This is a genomic window from Silvibacterium sp., assembly GCF_047605705.1.
Taxonomy (GTDB): domain Bacteria; phylum Acidobacteriota; class Terriglobia; order Terriglobales; family Acidobacteriaceae; genus Silvibacterium.
In genome coordinates this window covers 1-14,502 of sequence record NZ_JASGFD010000052.1, presented here as the reverse complement: position 1 = coordinate 14,502, position 14,502 = coordinate 1, and the positions used below count along the sequence as shown (strand labels likewise).

The window sequence follows — 14,502 nt, the reverse complement described above, 5'->3', positions numbered from 1 at the left end:
GGGAGGCGTGGTAGCTTCCAGAGAAATTGACCGGATTCCTGTTTTCAGGGAATCCAAACCGTAAGGAACACTGACAGGAATTGGGAGCGGCGGAGACGCGTCAAAGAAATGTACGCCCGTCGTAAAGGAAAAGCATGAGCAAATCTCTCGTGATCGTCGAGTCGCCCGCGAAGGCTAAAACGATCGGCAAATATCTCGGCAGCGACTTCACCGTGGAGGCCTCCATAGGCCACATCATGGACCTGCCGAAGAACAAGATCGGCGTGGACCTCGAGGGCAAGAAGCGTACTTTCGAGCCCGAGCTTATCGTGATCCCGGGCAAAGAAAAGGTCGTCGACCGCCTCAAGAAGATCGCCTCCAAGTCAGACAGCATCTACCTTGCGCCTGACCCGGACCGCGAAGGCGAGGCCATCGCCGCCCATCTCGAAGAAGTTCTCAAGGGCTCAGCAAAGAACGGCGCCATCCACCGCGTCACCTTCAACGAAATCACCCCCAAGGCCGTCAAGGCCGCGTTCAACAACGCCCGCTCGGTCGATCGCGACCTGGTCGACGCGCAGCAGACGCGCCGCGTTCTTGACCGCATCGTGGGCTACCAGATTTCGCCGCTGCTCTGGGACAAGGTCCGCCGCGGTCTCTCCGCCGGCCGTGTGCAGACGGTCGCCCTGCGCCTGATCGTCGAGCGCGAAGAGCTGATCAAGGCCTTCAACCCGGTCGAGTACTGGACCATCGACGCCGTGCTGCAGCCCGCGCCGAAGGGTCAGGACTTCACCGCCCGCTTTATCGGCATCGACGGCGCAAAGGCCAAGGTCGAGACCGTGGACGCCCCAGCTCTGCCTGACCAGAAGCTCACTGACGAGGCCGTGGCCCAGATCAAGAAGGCCACGTGGTCGGTGCGCAATGTCGAGCGCAAGGAGCGCAAGCGCAATCCGGCTGCGCCCTTCACCACGTCCAAGCTTCAGCAGGATGCCGCCCGCCAGCTCGGCTTCAACGTGAAGCGCACCATGGGTGTGGCCCAGCGTCTGTATGAAGGCATCGACCTCGGCAGCGAAGGCACGGTCGGTCTCATCACCTACATGCGTACCGACTCGACCCGCGTCGCGCCGGAGGCCATCGCCTCGGTCCGCAGCTTTATCCAGGCGAAGCACGGCGACAAGTACCTGCCCGCCGCACCGAACACCTTCAAGTCGAAGAAGGACGCGCAGGATGCGCACGAAGCCATCCGTCCGTCGAACCCGGATCTCCATCCGGACCAGATCAGGCGCTATCTCTCCGACGAGCAGTACCGGCTCTACAAGCTCATCTGGCAGCGCTTTGTCGCCTCGCAGATGACGCCCGCCCTCTTCGACCAGACCACGGTCGACATCGTGGCCAAGGCCGACAAGAGCTATGACTTCCGCGTCACCGGCTCGGTGGTCAAATTCGACGGCTTCCTCAAGGTCTACGAGGAGTCGAAGGAAAAGAAGGACGAGGACGACGAGGCGCTCGCCAACAAGCTGCCCGCGCTCAACGCCGGCGACAAACTGAACCTGCAGGAGCTGAAGCCCGAGCAGCACTTCACCGAGCCGCCCCCGCGTTACAACGAAGCCTCGCTGGTGAAGGAGCTGGAAGAGCGCGGCATTGGCCGCCCCTCGACCTATGCCTCGATCATCAACACCATCCAGGACCGCGAGTACGTGCAGAAGATCGGCGGGCGCAATGGACGCTTCGTACCCACCGAGATCGGCAACGTGGTCACCGGCCTGCTGGTGAAGAACTTCCCCTACATCTTCGATACGAAGTACACCGCGCGGCTCGAAGAGGAGCTTGACGACATCGAAGACGGCAAGGAGAAGTGGACCGACCTGCTCGGCGGCTTCTACGACCACTTCGAGAAGGAGCTGAAGGTCGCAGGCGACAACATGGAAGACATCAAGCGGATGGAGAAGGCTACGGACGAAGTCTGTCCGCAGTGCGGCTCGCCGCTGGTGCTGAAGTGGGGCAAGTTCGGCAGCTTCTACGCCTGCAGCTCGTACGACAAGAAGAAGAAGGGATCCTGCGACTACACGCGGGAGAACTTCGACGCCAAGCCGAACTTGCAGATGGCCGACCAGGCCGAAGAGACCGAAGAGGAATACTGCGAGAACTGCGGCCGCGTGATGGTGCTGCGCAACGGTCCGTGGGGTCCGTTCATGGCCTGCCCCGGCTATAACGAAGACCCGCCGTGCAAGACGGTCCGCCGCCTGAACCAGAAGCAACAGCAGAAGCCGCCGCAACCGCTCGAAGAGAACTGCCCCAAGTGCGGCAGCCAGCTGGTGCTGCGCCACGGGCAGTACGGCGAGTTCGTCTCCTGCTCGGCGTATCCGAAGTGCAAGTACATCAAACAGAACACCATCGGCATGAACTGCCCGAAATGCAAGGTGGGCGACCTGGTGGAGAAGAAGGCGCGCCGCGGCAATGTCTTCTACGGCTGCTCGGAGTACCCGAAGTGCGACTTCACGGCGAACTACAAGCCGGTCGATCAGAAGTGCCCGGAGTGCGGCTCGCCATACCTGATGGAGAAGACGCTGAAGTCGGGTGTCTACCTGGTCTGCCCGAACAACAAGAAGCCCTCGGCTGACGAGGAAGACGCACCGAAGAAGCGCGCCAAGAAGGGCGAAGCGGAGGGCGAGGTCACCTGCAGCTACACCAAGCGCATCGGCGACGCTCCGCCGCCGGAAGCGCCTGCGGAAGCAGCTCCTGCTTCAGCCAAGACTGCTTCTAAGCCTGCTGAAAAGAAGGCTCGGCCCACGGCCAAGACGCATGGTCCCTTGGTCGAGGTGTAAGGAGTAGGAACGAGAACGCCCCTTGCCGCATCGAGCGGCAGGGGCGTTTTGCTTTACCTGCAATTTCTCATTCCGATTGAAGCGACTGCAGGGAGCGAAGTGGAGGAACCCGCAGTTCGCTCAAGTAAGCGAGAAGCGATAGTCCAGCGAATCCGGATTCCATGTGAAATGCGCAGCTGTTGTTTCGCACTTCCCCACTCAAGCCAACAACAGGCTTGAATGGGCCACCCGGTTCTTCACGGCGCGAGCGAGAGCGGGAATCCCAGCACCCCAGCCATCACCCCTAAAAATCCCACCAGTCCTGTTTCTCCACCGCGATCCGATTTAGACTCACGCCGGGGAGCTGACCTTATGTTCGAGTCCACGCTGGCGACTACGCAGGATGCGCACCTGATCCTGAAGCTGTATGAACTTCGCACCGAAGAGACCATGCGCAAGGCGCGCGCGTGGATGCATACCGAATTCTTTCCCGAGTCCCTGGACGAGGTCGTCGAGCTGATGAAGGCCCTCGGTACCGAGCACAATGCCTGGGCGCGGCAGGTCACCAGCTACTGGGATATGGCGGCCGCCTTCGTCACCCACGGCGCCCTGAACGGCGAGCTTTTCCTGGACTGCGCCTCCGAACCGTTCTTTATCTACGCCAAGTTCGAGCCGTATCTTGCTGAAATCAGAACCTTTCGCCCCGGATTTCTGGAGAAGATCGAGCAGCTGGTGGAGGCCTATCCCCAGGCGCGCGCGTCTGTGGAGCGGCTCAAGGCCATCCTGCCTCAGCGCCGGGCCCAGGCGCAGGCCCTGCGTGCCAGCCGCGGACAGTAACCCTAAAGAAAGTGAGCGCTTGCAATGCACAGCGAGGCCGCTTCTGGTAAGGTGAAGGGTCTGACTCTGTAGGAAAGGTTTCTGAAGGCAGCAATGGCAAAGGCAATCTGGAACGGCAAAGTCATCGCGGAAAGCGACACAGTCGAGATCGTCGAGGGAAACGTCTATTTCCCGGAGAGCTCGGTAAACCGGGAGTATATCCGCCCCAGCTCGACCACCTCCACCTGCCCCTGGAAGGGGCAGGCGCGCTACTACTCCCTGTTCGTCGACGGGCAGGAAAACCAGGACGCGGCCTGGTACTATCTCGATCCCAAGCCCGCAGCCCGCAACATTAAGAACCACATCGCCTTCTGGCGCGGTGTCGAAATCGAGCGCTAGCGCTTCCAGCGCATTTCCGGTGAGACGCGGCCCAGCCTCCTGAGCAGGGCCGCTTTCCCCGCCGATACAGACCGATCCCGGGCGCCGCCCAACCCCTTCGCTGGCCGCACGCATCCTCACGAGCATGAGAAGCACGCTTCTGTGGCTCCCGCACTTTATTGAGGCCCACCAGCGCGACTGGATCATTGGTCTTACCGTGCTGGTCATCGTTACGACGATCAGCGCCAACGCCCAGCGCATCCTGCTCGGCAGCCTGAACCGATTCAAGCGAGCCCGCGAGGGTGGCCACAACCACCTTCTCCAGATCGTTCGCCGCATCCGGCGTCCATCCCAGGCGCTGATCTTTCTTACCGGCGTCGGCATCCTTCTGCCGATCGTCGATTTCCTCTCCGACCGCTATCTTGAAATCGCCCAGAAGAGCCTGGCCGTGGTGTGGTTCCTGGCCCTCGGCTGGCTGCTGATCGCGCTGGTCTACTGCATCGAAGACTTCCTGCTGATCCGCTATGACATCAACACCTCGAACAATCTCCGCGCGCGCCGGGCGCGCACCCAGATGCAGCTCTCCCGGCGCATGCTCATCACGCTGCTGATCTTCGTCGATGCCGGGCTGATTCTCTCCGTCTTCCGCGATTCGCAGCTCTGGCATTACGGAGCGGGCATGCTGGCCTCGGCCGGACTCGCCTCGCTGGTGCTCGCTACCGCCGCCAAGACCTCGGCTTCGAACTTCCTCGCCGGATTGCAGATCGCGCTCACCGAGCCGATCCGCCTCGATGACGTGGTCATCGTCGAAGGCGAGTGGGGCAAGATCGAGGAGATCACCACCACGTATGTCATCGTCGCCATCTGGGACCAGCGGCGGCTTGTGGTTCCGCTCACCTACTTCATCGAAAGCCCGTTCCAGAACTGGACCCGCAACACCTCGGACCTGCTGGGCACGTCGTTCCTGTATGTCGATTACTCGATCCCGGTCGACGCACTGCGCGAGGAGTTCACGCGCATTCTCGAGAGCGAGCCGCTCTGGGACAAGCGGGTGAACGCTCTCCAGGTGACGAACCTCTCCGAACACACCATGGAAATCCGCTGCCTGATGAGCTCGGCTGATTCGAGTCGGCTGTTCGACCTGCGCTGTATCGTGCGGGAACGCATGGTCAAGTTCATCCAGAAGAATTTCCCCGAGGAATTTCCGCGTACGCGTTTCAGCGCGACTTCGCGGAAAGACGGCCAATCACCTGAGCCGCTGCTTTTCCCGAGCGACGGTCACAAACGGTAGCACTCAATATCCGCCAGACAAGAATTGTCATCTTGACCGAAGCACAGCATCCACACGGACAGGTGTTAACCGCAGGTTCCTCGACTCGCTGCGCTCGCTCAGAATGACATGCGCAAAAAAAGACGGGTGCGAATCGAACGATTCGCACCCGTCTTCGAGTAAACCAGCCTTACTGGAAGAGCTTCAGATCGATGCTGTCGCTCATCACCTTGTAGCCGGTGTCGTTTGGATGCAGGTGGTCGCCGTGTTCATTCGCCAGAAGGAACTTCGTCGGATTCTGCGGGTCCTGCGTCGCTTTGTCGAAATCGATGAAGCCATCGAAGTTGCCCGGTGTGCGGATCCACTGGTTCACGGCCTCGCGGATCGCCTCGCCAGCGGGGGTTGCGTAGCCTGCGCCGACATACGGCGTCAGCGTCGCCCCGTAGACCTTGATCCCGTGCTGGTGCGCGCGCTCGATGATCTGCTTATAGGCAAATTCCACGTCGGCCGCCGTCAGCGTGCTCTCGAGGTCTCCGGGATGCGCCAGCCGCCCGATATCGTTGATCGCTTCGAGAACCACCAGGTACTTCACGCCGCTCTGCGCGAGCACATCACGATCAAGCCGGGCGAGCGCGCTCGGACCTGCGCCGTCATAAAGCAGGCGATTGCCGCTGATGCCCTCATTCAGCACGCCGATGTGCTTCGTCTTCTTATCGGCCTGCAGGCGCTGCGCGAAGAAATCCGGCCAGCGATGGTTGGCATCCGGGGTCGACGCAGCTCCATCGGTAATGGAATCGCCGAGAGTCGCGACGGCGAATGCATTCTGGTCGGCCGCCTGCACATCCACACCCTTCACCACACACCAGGAGGTGAGCGTCTTCGCGCCTTCCACGGCGGTGGCGGCCGTCGCATCGCCGGTTGCGATATAGCTGGTCGAGGAGCCCAGGTCATGGCAGGTGGTGTGCGCCTGCGGAACCGGCTGCTGAGGGAGATAGACACTCACTGCCAGATCAGACAACGCGGCCACCGGCATCGGGATCGGATCGCTCACGACCATGGCTCCAGCAGGAATCATGACCTGCGTGCGGCCGTTGAATGTGAGCGCGTGATCGGTACCGGGCTGCGTCTGGCCATTGCCGGCGCTGAGCGCCACATGCGCCGTTCCTACGGTGATCGGAGCCTCGCCCAGCTCGTTGGTCAGCTTGATCCGGATCGCATTCCCACCGAGGCTCAGGTGCACCACGTCGCGATAGGTCACATCCGCAGCTTCAATGGGACGGCTGCTGACCGGCGAAGCGCCCCAGCTGGCCACCCAGCCGGACGCCGGCTTCTCGGCACCCATTGCCACACCATACGAAAGACTCACTGACAGGGCACTTCCAGCGAGGCACAGCGAGCCAAGTCGTTTCTTCCAATTCATCCGGAACACTCCAGCATGCAACAGGATCGGCGTCCACACCCGAACCGGACACCCGCTCCATCATAGTGCCTGAGGCCATCGAAGCCACTCTGCCATTACAGTGGAGCTACACAGAATGGCTACCGCGTCAGAGATCCAAGTCGAAACAATGCAAACGCGTCCCGCGAAACCGCACTTTGCCGTTCTGGATGGCCTGCGCGGTGTCGCGGCGATCGGCGTGGTCACCTTCCATTTCATGGAGATGGTGATCTGGAACTACAGCAAGCTCCGGATCGGCCACGGCTTCCTCGCAGTCGACTTTTTCTTCTGCCTCTCCGGCTTTGTCACCGGCTACGCCTATGACGATCGCATCCGAACGCTCGGCTTCGGGGGCTTCCTGAAACAACGGCTGATCCGGCTGCATCCGCTGGTGGTGCTGGGCGCAGTACTTGGGCTCATCGCCTTCTATGCGAACCCCTTCGGCGTAGCGCCGGGCTATAGCCCCGCCAGAATGGCATTGCTCTTCGCAGCCTCGCTGTTGATGCTCCCATGCGGCGTGATGAAGGAGCGTTCGTACAATCTCTTCGGACTGAATGCCCCGGCGTGGTCGCTTTTCTGGGAGTACGTGGCGAATGTGATCTTCGGACTGGCGCTCTTCCGGCTGAAGCGCGGCGCGTTGATCGTGCTCACATGCGTCGCCGCAATAGCGCTCTGCTGGGTGGCGTATCGCTCCGGCAATCTCTCCGGCGGCTGGAGCTCGCGCAATTTCTGGGACGGTGGCGCGCGGGTCACGTTCTCCTTTCTTGCCGGACTCCTGGTCTATCGCATGGGCTGGCGGCTGCGGACACGACTGGGATTTGTCGCGCTGAGCCTGCTTCTGCTGCTGGCGCTGATGTCGCCGTATGCCTCGCATGGCTGGGTCCGCGAGGCCGCGATCATCATCGTCTACTTCCCTCTGCTCGTCGCGCTGGGCGCAGGCGCAAGTGTGTCCCCGAGGATCGAAAAGCTATGCCGCTTTTCGGGCGACCTCTCGTATCCGCTTTACATGACGCACTACTCGGTCATCTGGATATGGGGCGACTTCGCCGAGAAGCATAATCTGGCGCACGGCCACGACCTTGTGCTTCATGTCGCCTGCGGCGTCGTTACGATGGTGGCCTTCGCCACGCTGGTGATGGTCGCCTACGACAAGCCGGTGCGCGCGTGGCTCAAGAGTCGGCTGGGGTAGGAGCCAAGTTTAAGTCGGGTTAGTGACGACATCAGGATTTATCGTTACTGATTAAGGTCACAGAGAACGCTGTGCCTATAGGAAGAGAGGGTACCCATTCGATCATGAGGGACTATGCCCTTCGAACCAGTGTTCATTCATGAGGTTCAGGAACTCGGGTGTGATCGGAAACCCGGATGCAGACCCAATTACTGCGTCGATTCCGCATCGAGGACAGTCAGCAGTTTGAACTTCTTTGTCCTCAATCCAGTCCAATATCTCTGACGGTGGGTAGACAGACATACAGTAGAAGCAGCCACAAACAACACTTGCTTCTATCTCAGCACGGTTCTCAATGGAGTGTTTGTGAGCGCGTATGTGATCAGCTTGCCGCTCGCTCGCACCGAAACTCTCGTACTCACGTCTTACTTCGCGAGAAGACTGCCATGAACTCCAAACGTAGCCAACCTTGATGACGAGCCATAAGAAGAGCAACTCTGCCGTAATGACGAGAAATCTGGCTTGTTGCCAATAAATGTGAAGCTGGTGGGCAGCACGGAATAGGACTATTAGCGCGATGTTTAGAAGAAGGGCTGCTCCCGCCTTCACCGCCGAAGCTTTGCAGGCTTTCAACCGCGCGGCAGCATGGATCTCAAAGTCCGCCTGCTCTTCTTCTGTCCACTGCTCATGAGGCTCAACACCAAACATTCCCATACTCTAACGGGCCGTTGGCTTCATAACCAATACGACTCTTCAAGAAGCGGCTTTTGGAAATTAGGCGAATTACTCCCGACAAACGCTCTTCTTGAAAGCAATCTGAAAACCTTCCGGTTCGCCGCCTCCCAGCGATACAGATTCCCTTTCCGTTACTCTGGAGGACATGGCTCCCATCACGTTCCTCGAGTGCTCCCGCTGCCACCAGCACCTTACCGCCGACCAGCCCCGGACCGTCTGTCCGAAATGCAGCGGCACGCTCTACGTGCGCTATGACCTCGATGCGATCCGCGCGAGCACGCACCGGCCCGAGCCGGGTGGCGTGCAGAGCATGTGGCGCTACAGCGCCGTGCTGCCGGACGTGGAGCCGGTCACGCTGGGCGAAGGCTGGACCCCGATGCTCCAGAGCCGCCGCTATCCGTCGCTCTTCGTAAAAGAAGAAGCCACGAATCCGACCGGCGCCTTCAAGGCGCGCGGCATGTCCGCCGCAGTCTCGATGGCTCGCCATTACGGACTGCGCAAGCTGGCCGCTCCCTCGGCAGGCAACGCGGCGAGCGCTCTTGCCGCTTACGCCGCGGCCGCGGGCATCGAGGCGCATCTCTTCATGCCGAAGGACGTGCCACTGGCCAACTATCTCGAAGGCGTTGCCTACGGCGCGCAGGTCACACTGGTCGACGGACTCATCTCCGACTGCGGACGCATGGTGGGCGAGCGCATCAAGGCGCAGCGCGACGAACAGGCCGCAGGACGTCTCTCCGCCGAAGAGGTGTGGTTCGATGTCTCGACGCTGAAAGAGCCCTTCCGCGTGGAAGGCAAGAAGACCATGGGTTATGAACTGGTCGAGCAGCTCGGCTGGGAGTATCCCGATGCGGTCTTCTACCCCACCGGCGGAGGCGTCGGCCTCATCGGCATGTGGAAGGCCTTCGAAGAGATGGAGGCTCTCGGCTGGGTGAAGCCTGGACGCCGTCCGAAGATGATCGCCGTGCAGGCCTCAGGCTGCGCGCCTGTCGCCCGCGCCTTCCGCGAGGGCGCGAATGTCTCGCAGATGTTCGAGAACGCGGCCACCTTCGCCGCCGGACTGCGTGTGCCGAAGCCGTATGGCGACTCGATCATCCTCGACATCGTGCGCGCCTCGCATGGCACGGTCGTCGACCTGCCGGATACCGTCATCCTGAACTCGCTGCTCGACTGGGCGCGGCATGAAGGCCTGCTGCTCTGCCCCGAGGGCGCGGCGGCGACAGCGGCCTACGACCTGTTGATCGCGAACGGCTTCCTCAAACCGACGGACCGTGTAGTGCTCTTCAATACCGGCTCGGGACTGAAGTACACCGACATGATCGCCGAGGCCATGCAGCTCAAGCGGACGGTGCAGGAGCCGGCAAAGCCCTATCCCACGCGCACGCCGGTCGGCGGTATCATCACGCCGGTGTAATGCGGAACTTGCGTGGCCCTTGGTGTGGGCTGCTACACTCAGATCGCACACCAAGGGTGCACCCCGTCCGCGGAAAGGGATCATCCCACCTTGATGCACCTCCGCAAGGCCACAACACACTCTCTTCTCGCCCGGCGAAGCGGATCGCGGGCACAAAAGAAGGAGTGAGCCATGTCTCTGCGCCAGCTACCCGAGAGCCCGAATCTCGAACATCTTAAGAACCAGTCCCGCACGTTGCTCGACCAGTCGCTCGCAGCCGATCCCGATGCCATCGCACGCTTCGCGGCGTTCGGCGTCACCTCGCCACAGCCGAAGCTCGCCGATGCGCTGCATGTGATTGCGCGTGAATACGGCTTCGATACCTGGCCGGCATTGAAGCTGCACATTGAAACCACATCGGAAGACCCGCTGCAGGCGCTCTCCGCGGCCATCCGCGCGAACCAGGCGGCAGCCGTGCGCGAGGTGCTCACCCGTCATCCTGCGCTGCGCGGCAGCGTGCTCGATGAGCCTCTGGCTGGCCTCAGCTTCGACGCTCAAGCCTTGATCGGCGCGGTGATACGCGACAATCGCGAGATGGTCGAGGCGCTGCTCGATGCGGGCGCGGACATCAACGTGCGCACGCGATGGTGGGCAGGCGGCTTCGGCGTGCTCGACACCGCAAGTCCCACGCTGGCCGAATACCTGATCTCGCGCGGCGCTGTCGTGGACATTCACGCCGCGGCGCGACTGGGCAAAATCGATCGCGTGCGCGAGCTGCTTGCGGCCGATCCCGCGCTCGTCCATGCGCGTGGCGGCGATGGCGAGCTGCCGCTGCACTTCGCGGCCACCGTCGAAATCGCGGAGCTGCTGCTCGACCATGGCGCGGAGATCAACGCACGCGACATCGATCATGAATCGACCGCAGCCCAGTACATGGTTTGCATGCGGCAGCTGCTCGAGTGGCGAGATCCATATCGTCACGACGTAGCTCGATACCTGATTTCACGCGGCGCCGAGGCGGACATCCTCATGGCTTCCGCGCTGGGCGACCTGGCGCTGGTGGAGCGCATTCTCAATCATGATCCGGATATGATCCGCGTCACGGTGCGCGAGCGCGACTTCCCGAAGATCGATCCACGCGCGGGCGGCTGCATTTACTACTTCGGCTTCGGCATCACCACGACGCCGCACATGCTGGCGCGGCAGTTCGGCCACACGGCGGTACACGAGCTGCTCGTGCAACGCAGCCCCGCATGGATCCGGCTTATCAACGTCGCCGAAACCGGGGACGAAGTAGGCGTGAAACGCATCCTCGCGGAACATCCCATGCTCTTCCGCAGGCTGACCGATGCTGCGGCCCGTCGGCTCATTGGCACTGCCGTGCGCAACAACGCACGGGCGGTGGAGCTGCTCGTCTCCCATGGATGGCCGGTGGCCGCGAAACTGGAGAATGGGCAGATGGCGCTGCACTATGCCGCGTGGCATGGCAATCTCGCCATGGTGGAGACGCTGCTGCGCCATGGCGCACCCGTGAACGTCTTCGAGATGGAGCACGGCGGCAGCCCGCTGGGCTGGACACTGCATGGCTCGATGAACAGCTGGCATCGCGACAAAGGCGACTACCCCGCCGTTGCGCGGGCGTTGCTCGCAGCAGGAGCGGATATCCCGAAGCCGGAAGGGCCGCTCGAGGCCACCGATGACGTGCTCCAGGTACTGCGGCAGCACAACGCGACGCCGCAGTAGCGGAGGCGCTTTTCAAACGGGCGGACGAAGATGCCCACCCAGGCGGGAGCTTGGGTGAGCATCCTTATTCTCGCTTGCGCAGTGAGAACCGCAGGTTCCTCCACTGCGCTCTCTTCGTTCGCTTCGGTCGGAATGACAAAAGTTTTCATTGGGACACGTTGGGGCAGGGATGGCAGCGCACACACATCCTTCTGATTGATTACCAAGTAAAGCAATTCCTCCCATCGAGACCGCATTCCGATCCTCTATCCAAATCGCGCAAAGGCGCATGAAATCAGGCGATAACGCCTACTCCTGTTGCGTATTGCGACAGTAACGATTGCAGAAGATTGGCAACCTCTTCCTTCGCGGAGCAGGATTCTTGGCGTGCATGCATTTACTTCGGCCGCGAAGGAGATTCGCACCCTCACTCCACAAGCCGACATAGCCGATCCTGCCGTGAGCGGCGGGCGCGTTCAAGAACGAAGGAAATCCTATGGCAAAGATGAAAGCTGCTGTTGTTCATGAGTTTGGAAAACCGCTGGTCGTCGAAGAAGTTCCCATCCCTGAGGTGGGGCCCGGCCAAGCTCTGATGAAGGTCATCTCGACCGGTGTCTGCCATACCGACCTGCACGCCGTGGAAGGCGACTGGCCGATCAAACCGAATCCTCCGTTCATTCCCGGGCACGAAGGCGTCGGCTACATCACCGCCGTGGGCACCGGGGTGAAGTCTGTCAAGGAAGGCGACCGCGTGGGTGTGCCGTGGCTCTACAGCGCCTGCGGCCACTGCGAATATTGCCTGGCCGGCTGGGAGACGCTTTGTAAGGAGCAGAAGAATGCAGGCTATTCGGTCAACGGCAGCTTCGCCGAATACTGCCTCGTCGATCCGGACTACGTCGGCAAGCTTCCCGACAACGTGGAATTCACCCCGGTCGCGCCGATCCTCTGCGCCGGTGTGACTGTCTACAAAGGTCTCAAGGAGACGGAAGCTCGTCCCGGCCAGTGGGTCGTAATTTCGGGCATCGGCGGCCTCGGGCATCTTGCCGTGCAGTATGCCAAAGCCATGGGCCTGCACGTGGTTGCCGTCGACATCGCGAAGGAGAAGCTCGACCTGGCACTGAAGCTTGGCGCGGAAGCGGCCGTGAACGGGCTGGATGCGGATGCGGTCGAGCAGGTCATGCAGATCACCCACGGCGGCGCGCATGGCGTGCTGGTAACCGCGGTCTCACCGAAGGCCTTCGCGCTGGCGGAGAAGCTTCTCCGCCGCAAGGGCGTGATGGCGTTGTGCGGCCTGCCTCCGGGCGAGTTTCCCGTCTCTATCTTCGACCTGGTGCTGAGCCGCAAGACGCTCCGGGGCTCGATCGTGGGTACCCGCATCGATCTCGCCGAGTGCCTCAGCTTTGCCGCCGAAGGCAAGGTGAAGGTGACGTACAAGACCGCCGGGCTCGAAGACATCAACTCCATCTTCGACCAGATGCGGGCCGGAAAGATCGACGGCCGCATTGTGATGGAGCTGGCCAGGAGCTAATACCCCTCTCGCACGCGGAGTCACTCCCTCCCGTACACTGGAAGGAATGACTCCGCCCGTGCGCATGGTAGCTATCGATATCGACGGCACCCTGCTTCATTCTGCTGGTACAACCATCAGCAACCGCAACCGCCGCGTTCTCCGTGAGGTGCAGGCTGCCGGGATCGAGGTGGTTATCGCCACCGGACGCCGCCAGGCCTATGCCGCTCCTCTGCTGGTGCCGGTGGGTCTGCGCCCCGAAACGGTCTTCATCACCTCGAACGGCGCGGTGACCCGCACCTTTGCCGGGGAGCGCATCGATCGCTTCACCCTACCGGTGGAGACCGCGCGCGAGCTATGCCCGGCGCTGCGGCCCTTCGGAGGAACGACCGTCTTCACTTTCGATCGCGAGGGGCCGGGCGAGCTGGTACTGGAGTCGGCGGCGCAATTACATGCCCGCATCTCGCTCTGGGTCGACGCAAACCGTCCGTGGATCGAGGAAGTCAATCCACTTGAGCGCGCCTTCGACTCCGGCGAGCCGCCGGTCCAGGGCATGGTCTGCGGCACGCTGCCGGAGATGATCCGCGCCGAGGAGTGGCTGGCGACCAGCGAGCTTTCGTCCCGAATCGAGACACACCGCACTGAATATCCACGTCGCGACCTCTGCATTCTCGACATTTTGCCGCCGGGCTGCTCGAAGGGTATAGCCTTGGGCCGCCTGGCGCAGAGCCGGGGCATCGATGCCTCCGAGATCATGGCGATCGGAGATAACCTCAACGATCTGGAGATGTTACGCTACGCCGGACACCCGGTGGTGATGACCAACGCCGCACCCAGCCTGCTGGCGACGGCGAAGCAGTCCGGCTGGCGCATTGCGCCGCCCAACGACCACGACGGCGTCGCCCAGGTTCTCGAGAGCGTTCTCACCTCGCTCAACGTCACGTCTGGCAGAGGAAGATAACTCGCCATTGCCCCTTTTGGTGAGTTACCTTCCCGATCCCACATGGTAGATTGACCCAGATGACCCCCTCCAGCCTTCGGTCAGGTTTGCGATCCGGCTTTGCCGGCATTCTGCTTGCCATCGTGTCCCTCCCGGCCGCGCATGCCGCCGAGCACATCACGCTGACCAACGGCTTCGACCTTATTTGCGACCACCGCGAGGTGGATGGGGGGCGGGTCCGGCTCTATACCGACGCTTCGAGCTACGTGGAGGTGAACGCCTCCGAGATCGCCAGCACTGAGCATGTCGATTTGCCGCCGGCAGCCACGCCAGCCAACGCGGCATCTGTTTCCGCCAC

11 protein-coding genes and 1 pseudogene are annotated in these 14,502 nt (G+C 61.7%); 10 read left to right on the top strand and 2 right to left on the bottom strand.

Annotation, left to right across the window (positions count from 1 at the left end):
- Nucleotides 1–134 precede the first annotated feature (134 nt).
- The 4 genes from topA to QM649_RS16300 all read left to right on the top strand — a co-directional run bounded on the left by topA (nucleotide 135) and on the right by QM649_RS16300 (nucleotide 5,265).
- On the top strand, nucleotides 135–2,801 hold the full coding sequence (topA, locus tag QM649_RS16315; RefSeq protein ID WP_415200124.1) for a type I DNA topoisomerase: 2,667 nt from the start codon (nucleotides 135–137) through the stop codon (nucleotides 2,799–2,801).
- A 351-nt stretch (nucleotides 2,802–3,152) separates the two neighbouring features.
- Complete coding sequence (locus QM649_RS16310) at nucleotides 3,153–3,617, top strand: hypothetical protein (protein ID WP_415200123.1); 465 nt, start codon at nucleotides 3,153–3,155, stop codon at nucleotides 3,615–3,617.
- Between the two features lie 93 nt (nucleotides 3,618–3,710).
- Nucleotides 3,711–3,995 carry a DUF427 domain-containing protein gene (locus tag QM649_RS16305; protein WP_415200122.1) on the top strand — a complete coding sequence of 95 codons (285 nt, stop codon included), beginning with the start codon at nucleotides 3,711–3,713 and terminating at the stop codon, nucleotides 3,993–3,995.
- A gap of 124 nt (nucleotides 3,996–4,119) precedes the next feature.
- Nucleotides 4,120–5,265 (top strand): mechanosensitive ion channel family protein, encoded by a 1,146-nt coding sequence (locus tag QM649_RS16300; RefSeq protein ID WP_415200121.1) that lies wholly within the window; start codon nucleotides 4,120–4,122, stop codon nucleotides 5,263–5,265.
- 169 nt (nucleotides 5,266–5,434) lie between these two features.
- On the opposite strand, the gene QM649_RS16295 is transcribed toward QM649_RS16300, so the two are convergent.
- The gene (locus QM649_RS16295; RefSeq protein ID WP_415200120.1) at nucleotides 5,435–6,586 is read right to left on the bottom strand and encodes an SGNH/GDSL hydrolase family protein; all 1,152 of its coding nucleotides are present in this window, start codon (nucleotides 6,584–6,586) and stop codon (nucleotides 5,435–5,437) included.
- Between the two features lie 226 nt (nucleotides 6,587–6,812).
- Here QM649_RS16295 and QM649_RS16290 point away from each other — a divergent pair, with 226 nt between their 5' ends.
- Nucleotides 6,813–7,871, top strand: a complete 1,059-nt coding sequence (locus QM649_RS16290) for an acyltransferase family protein (RefSeq protein WP_415200119.1) — start codon at nucleotides 6,813–6,815, stop codon at nucleotides 7,869–7,871.
- Between the two features lie 102 nt (nucleotides 7,872–7,973).
- Here the strand turns inward: QM649_RS16290 and QM649_RS16285 are convergent, their stop codons facing one another.
- Entirely contained in the window at nucleotides 7,974–8,558 is a 585-nt protein-coding gene (locus QM649_RS16285) for a hypothetical protein (RefSeq protein ID WP_415200118.1), read from the bottom strand.
- A 172-nt stretch (nucleotides 8,559–8,730) separates the two neighbouring features.
- Between QM649_RS16285 and QM649_RS16280 the strand changes: the two genes are divergently transcribed.
- The 5 genes and pseudogenes from QM649_RS16280 to QM649_RS16260 all read left to right on the top strand — a co-directional run.
- Nucleotides 8,731–9,996 carry a threonine synthase gene (locus QM649_RS16280; RefSeq protein ID WP_415200117.1) on the top strand — a complete coding sequence of 422 codons (1,266 nt, stop codon included), beginning with the start codon at nucleotides 8,731–8,733 and terminating at the stop codon, nucleotides 9,994–9,996.
- A 171-nt stretch (nucleotides 9,997–10,167) separates the two neighbouring features.
- Nucleotides 10,168–11,718, top strand: coding sequence for an ankyrin repeat domain-containing protein (locus QM649_RS16275; protein WP_415200116.1), 1,551 nt, complete (start codon nucleotides 10,168–10,170; stop codon nucleotides 11,716–11,718).
- 475 nt (nucleotides 11,719–12,193) lie between these two features.
- On the top strand, nucleotides 12,194–13,225 hold the full coding sequence (gene adhP / locus QM649_RS16270) for an alcohol dehydrogenase AdhP (protein WP_415200115.1): 1,032 nt from the start codon (nucleotides 12,194–12,196) through the stop codon (nucleotides 13,223–13,225).
- Nucleotides 13,226–13,289: 64 nt separating this feature from the next.
- Entirely contained in the window at nucleotides 13,290–14,165 is an 876-nt protein-coding gene (locus QM649_RS16265; protein ID WP_415200141.1) for a Cof-type HAD-IIB family hydrolase, read from the top strand.
- 59 nt (nucleotides 14,166–14,224) lie between these two features.
- Nucleotides 14,225–14,502: pseudogene (locus QM649_RS16260) on the top strand (hypothetical protein); the annotation flags it as partial.

Excerpts from the sequence above, each read along its gene's own strand:
- QM649_RS16265 (WP_415200141.1), top strand. The coding sequence starts at position 13,290 with ATGGTAGCTATCGATATCGACGGCACCCTGCTTCATTCTGCTGGTACA.
- QM649_RS16295 (WP_415200120.1), bottom strand. The coding sequence starts at position 6,586 with ATGGGTGCCGAGAAGCCGGCGTCCGGCTGGGTGGCCAGCTGGGGCGCT.
- QM649_RS16310 (WP_415200123.1), top strand. The coding sequence starts at position 3,153 with ATGTTCGAGTCCACGCTGGCGACTACGCAGGATGCGCACCTGATCCTG.
- QM649_RS16300 (WP_415200121.1), top strand. The coding sequence starts at position 4,120 with ATGAGAAGCACGCTTCTGTGGCTCCCGCACTTTATTGAGGCCCACCAG.
- QM649_RS16285 (WP_415200118.1), bottom strand. The coding sequence starts at position 8,558 with ATGTTTGGTGTTGAGCCTCATGAGCAGTGGACAGAAGAAGAGCAGGCG.
- adhP (WP_415200115.1), top strand. The coding sequence starts at position 12,194 with ATGGCAAAGATGAAAGCTGCTGTTGTTCATGAGTTTGGAAAACCGCTG.
- QM649_RS16280 (WP_415200117.1), top strand. The coding sequence starts at position 8,731 with ATGGCTCCCATCACGTTCCTCGAGTGCTCCCGCTGCCACCAGCACCTT.
- QM649_RS16305 (WP_415200122.1), top strand. The coding sequence starts at position 3,711 with ATGGCAAAGGCAATCTGGAACGGCAAAGTCATCGCGGAAAGCGACACA.
- QM649_RS16275 (WP_415200116.1), top strand. The coding sequence starts at position 10,168 with ATGTCTCTGCGCCAGCTACCCGAGAGCCCGAATCTCGAACATCTTAAG.
- QM649_RS16290 (WP_415200119.1), top strand. The coding sequence starts at position 6,813 with ATGCAAACGCGTCCCGCGAAACCGCACTTTGCCGTTCTGGATGGCCTG.
- topA (WP_415200124.1), top strand. The coding sequence starts at position 135 with ATGAGCAAATCTCTCGTGATCGTCGAGTCGCCCGCGAAGGCTAAAACG.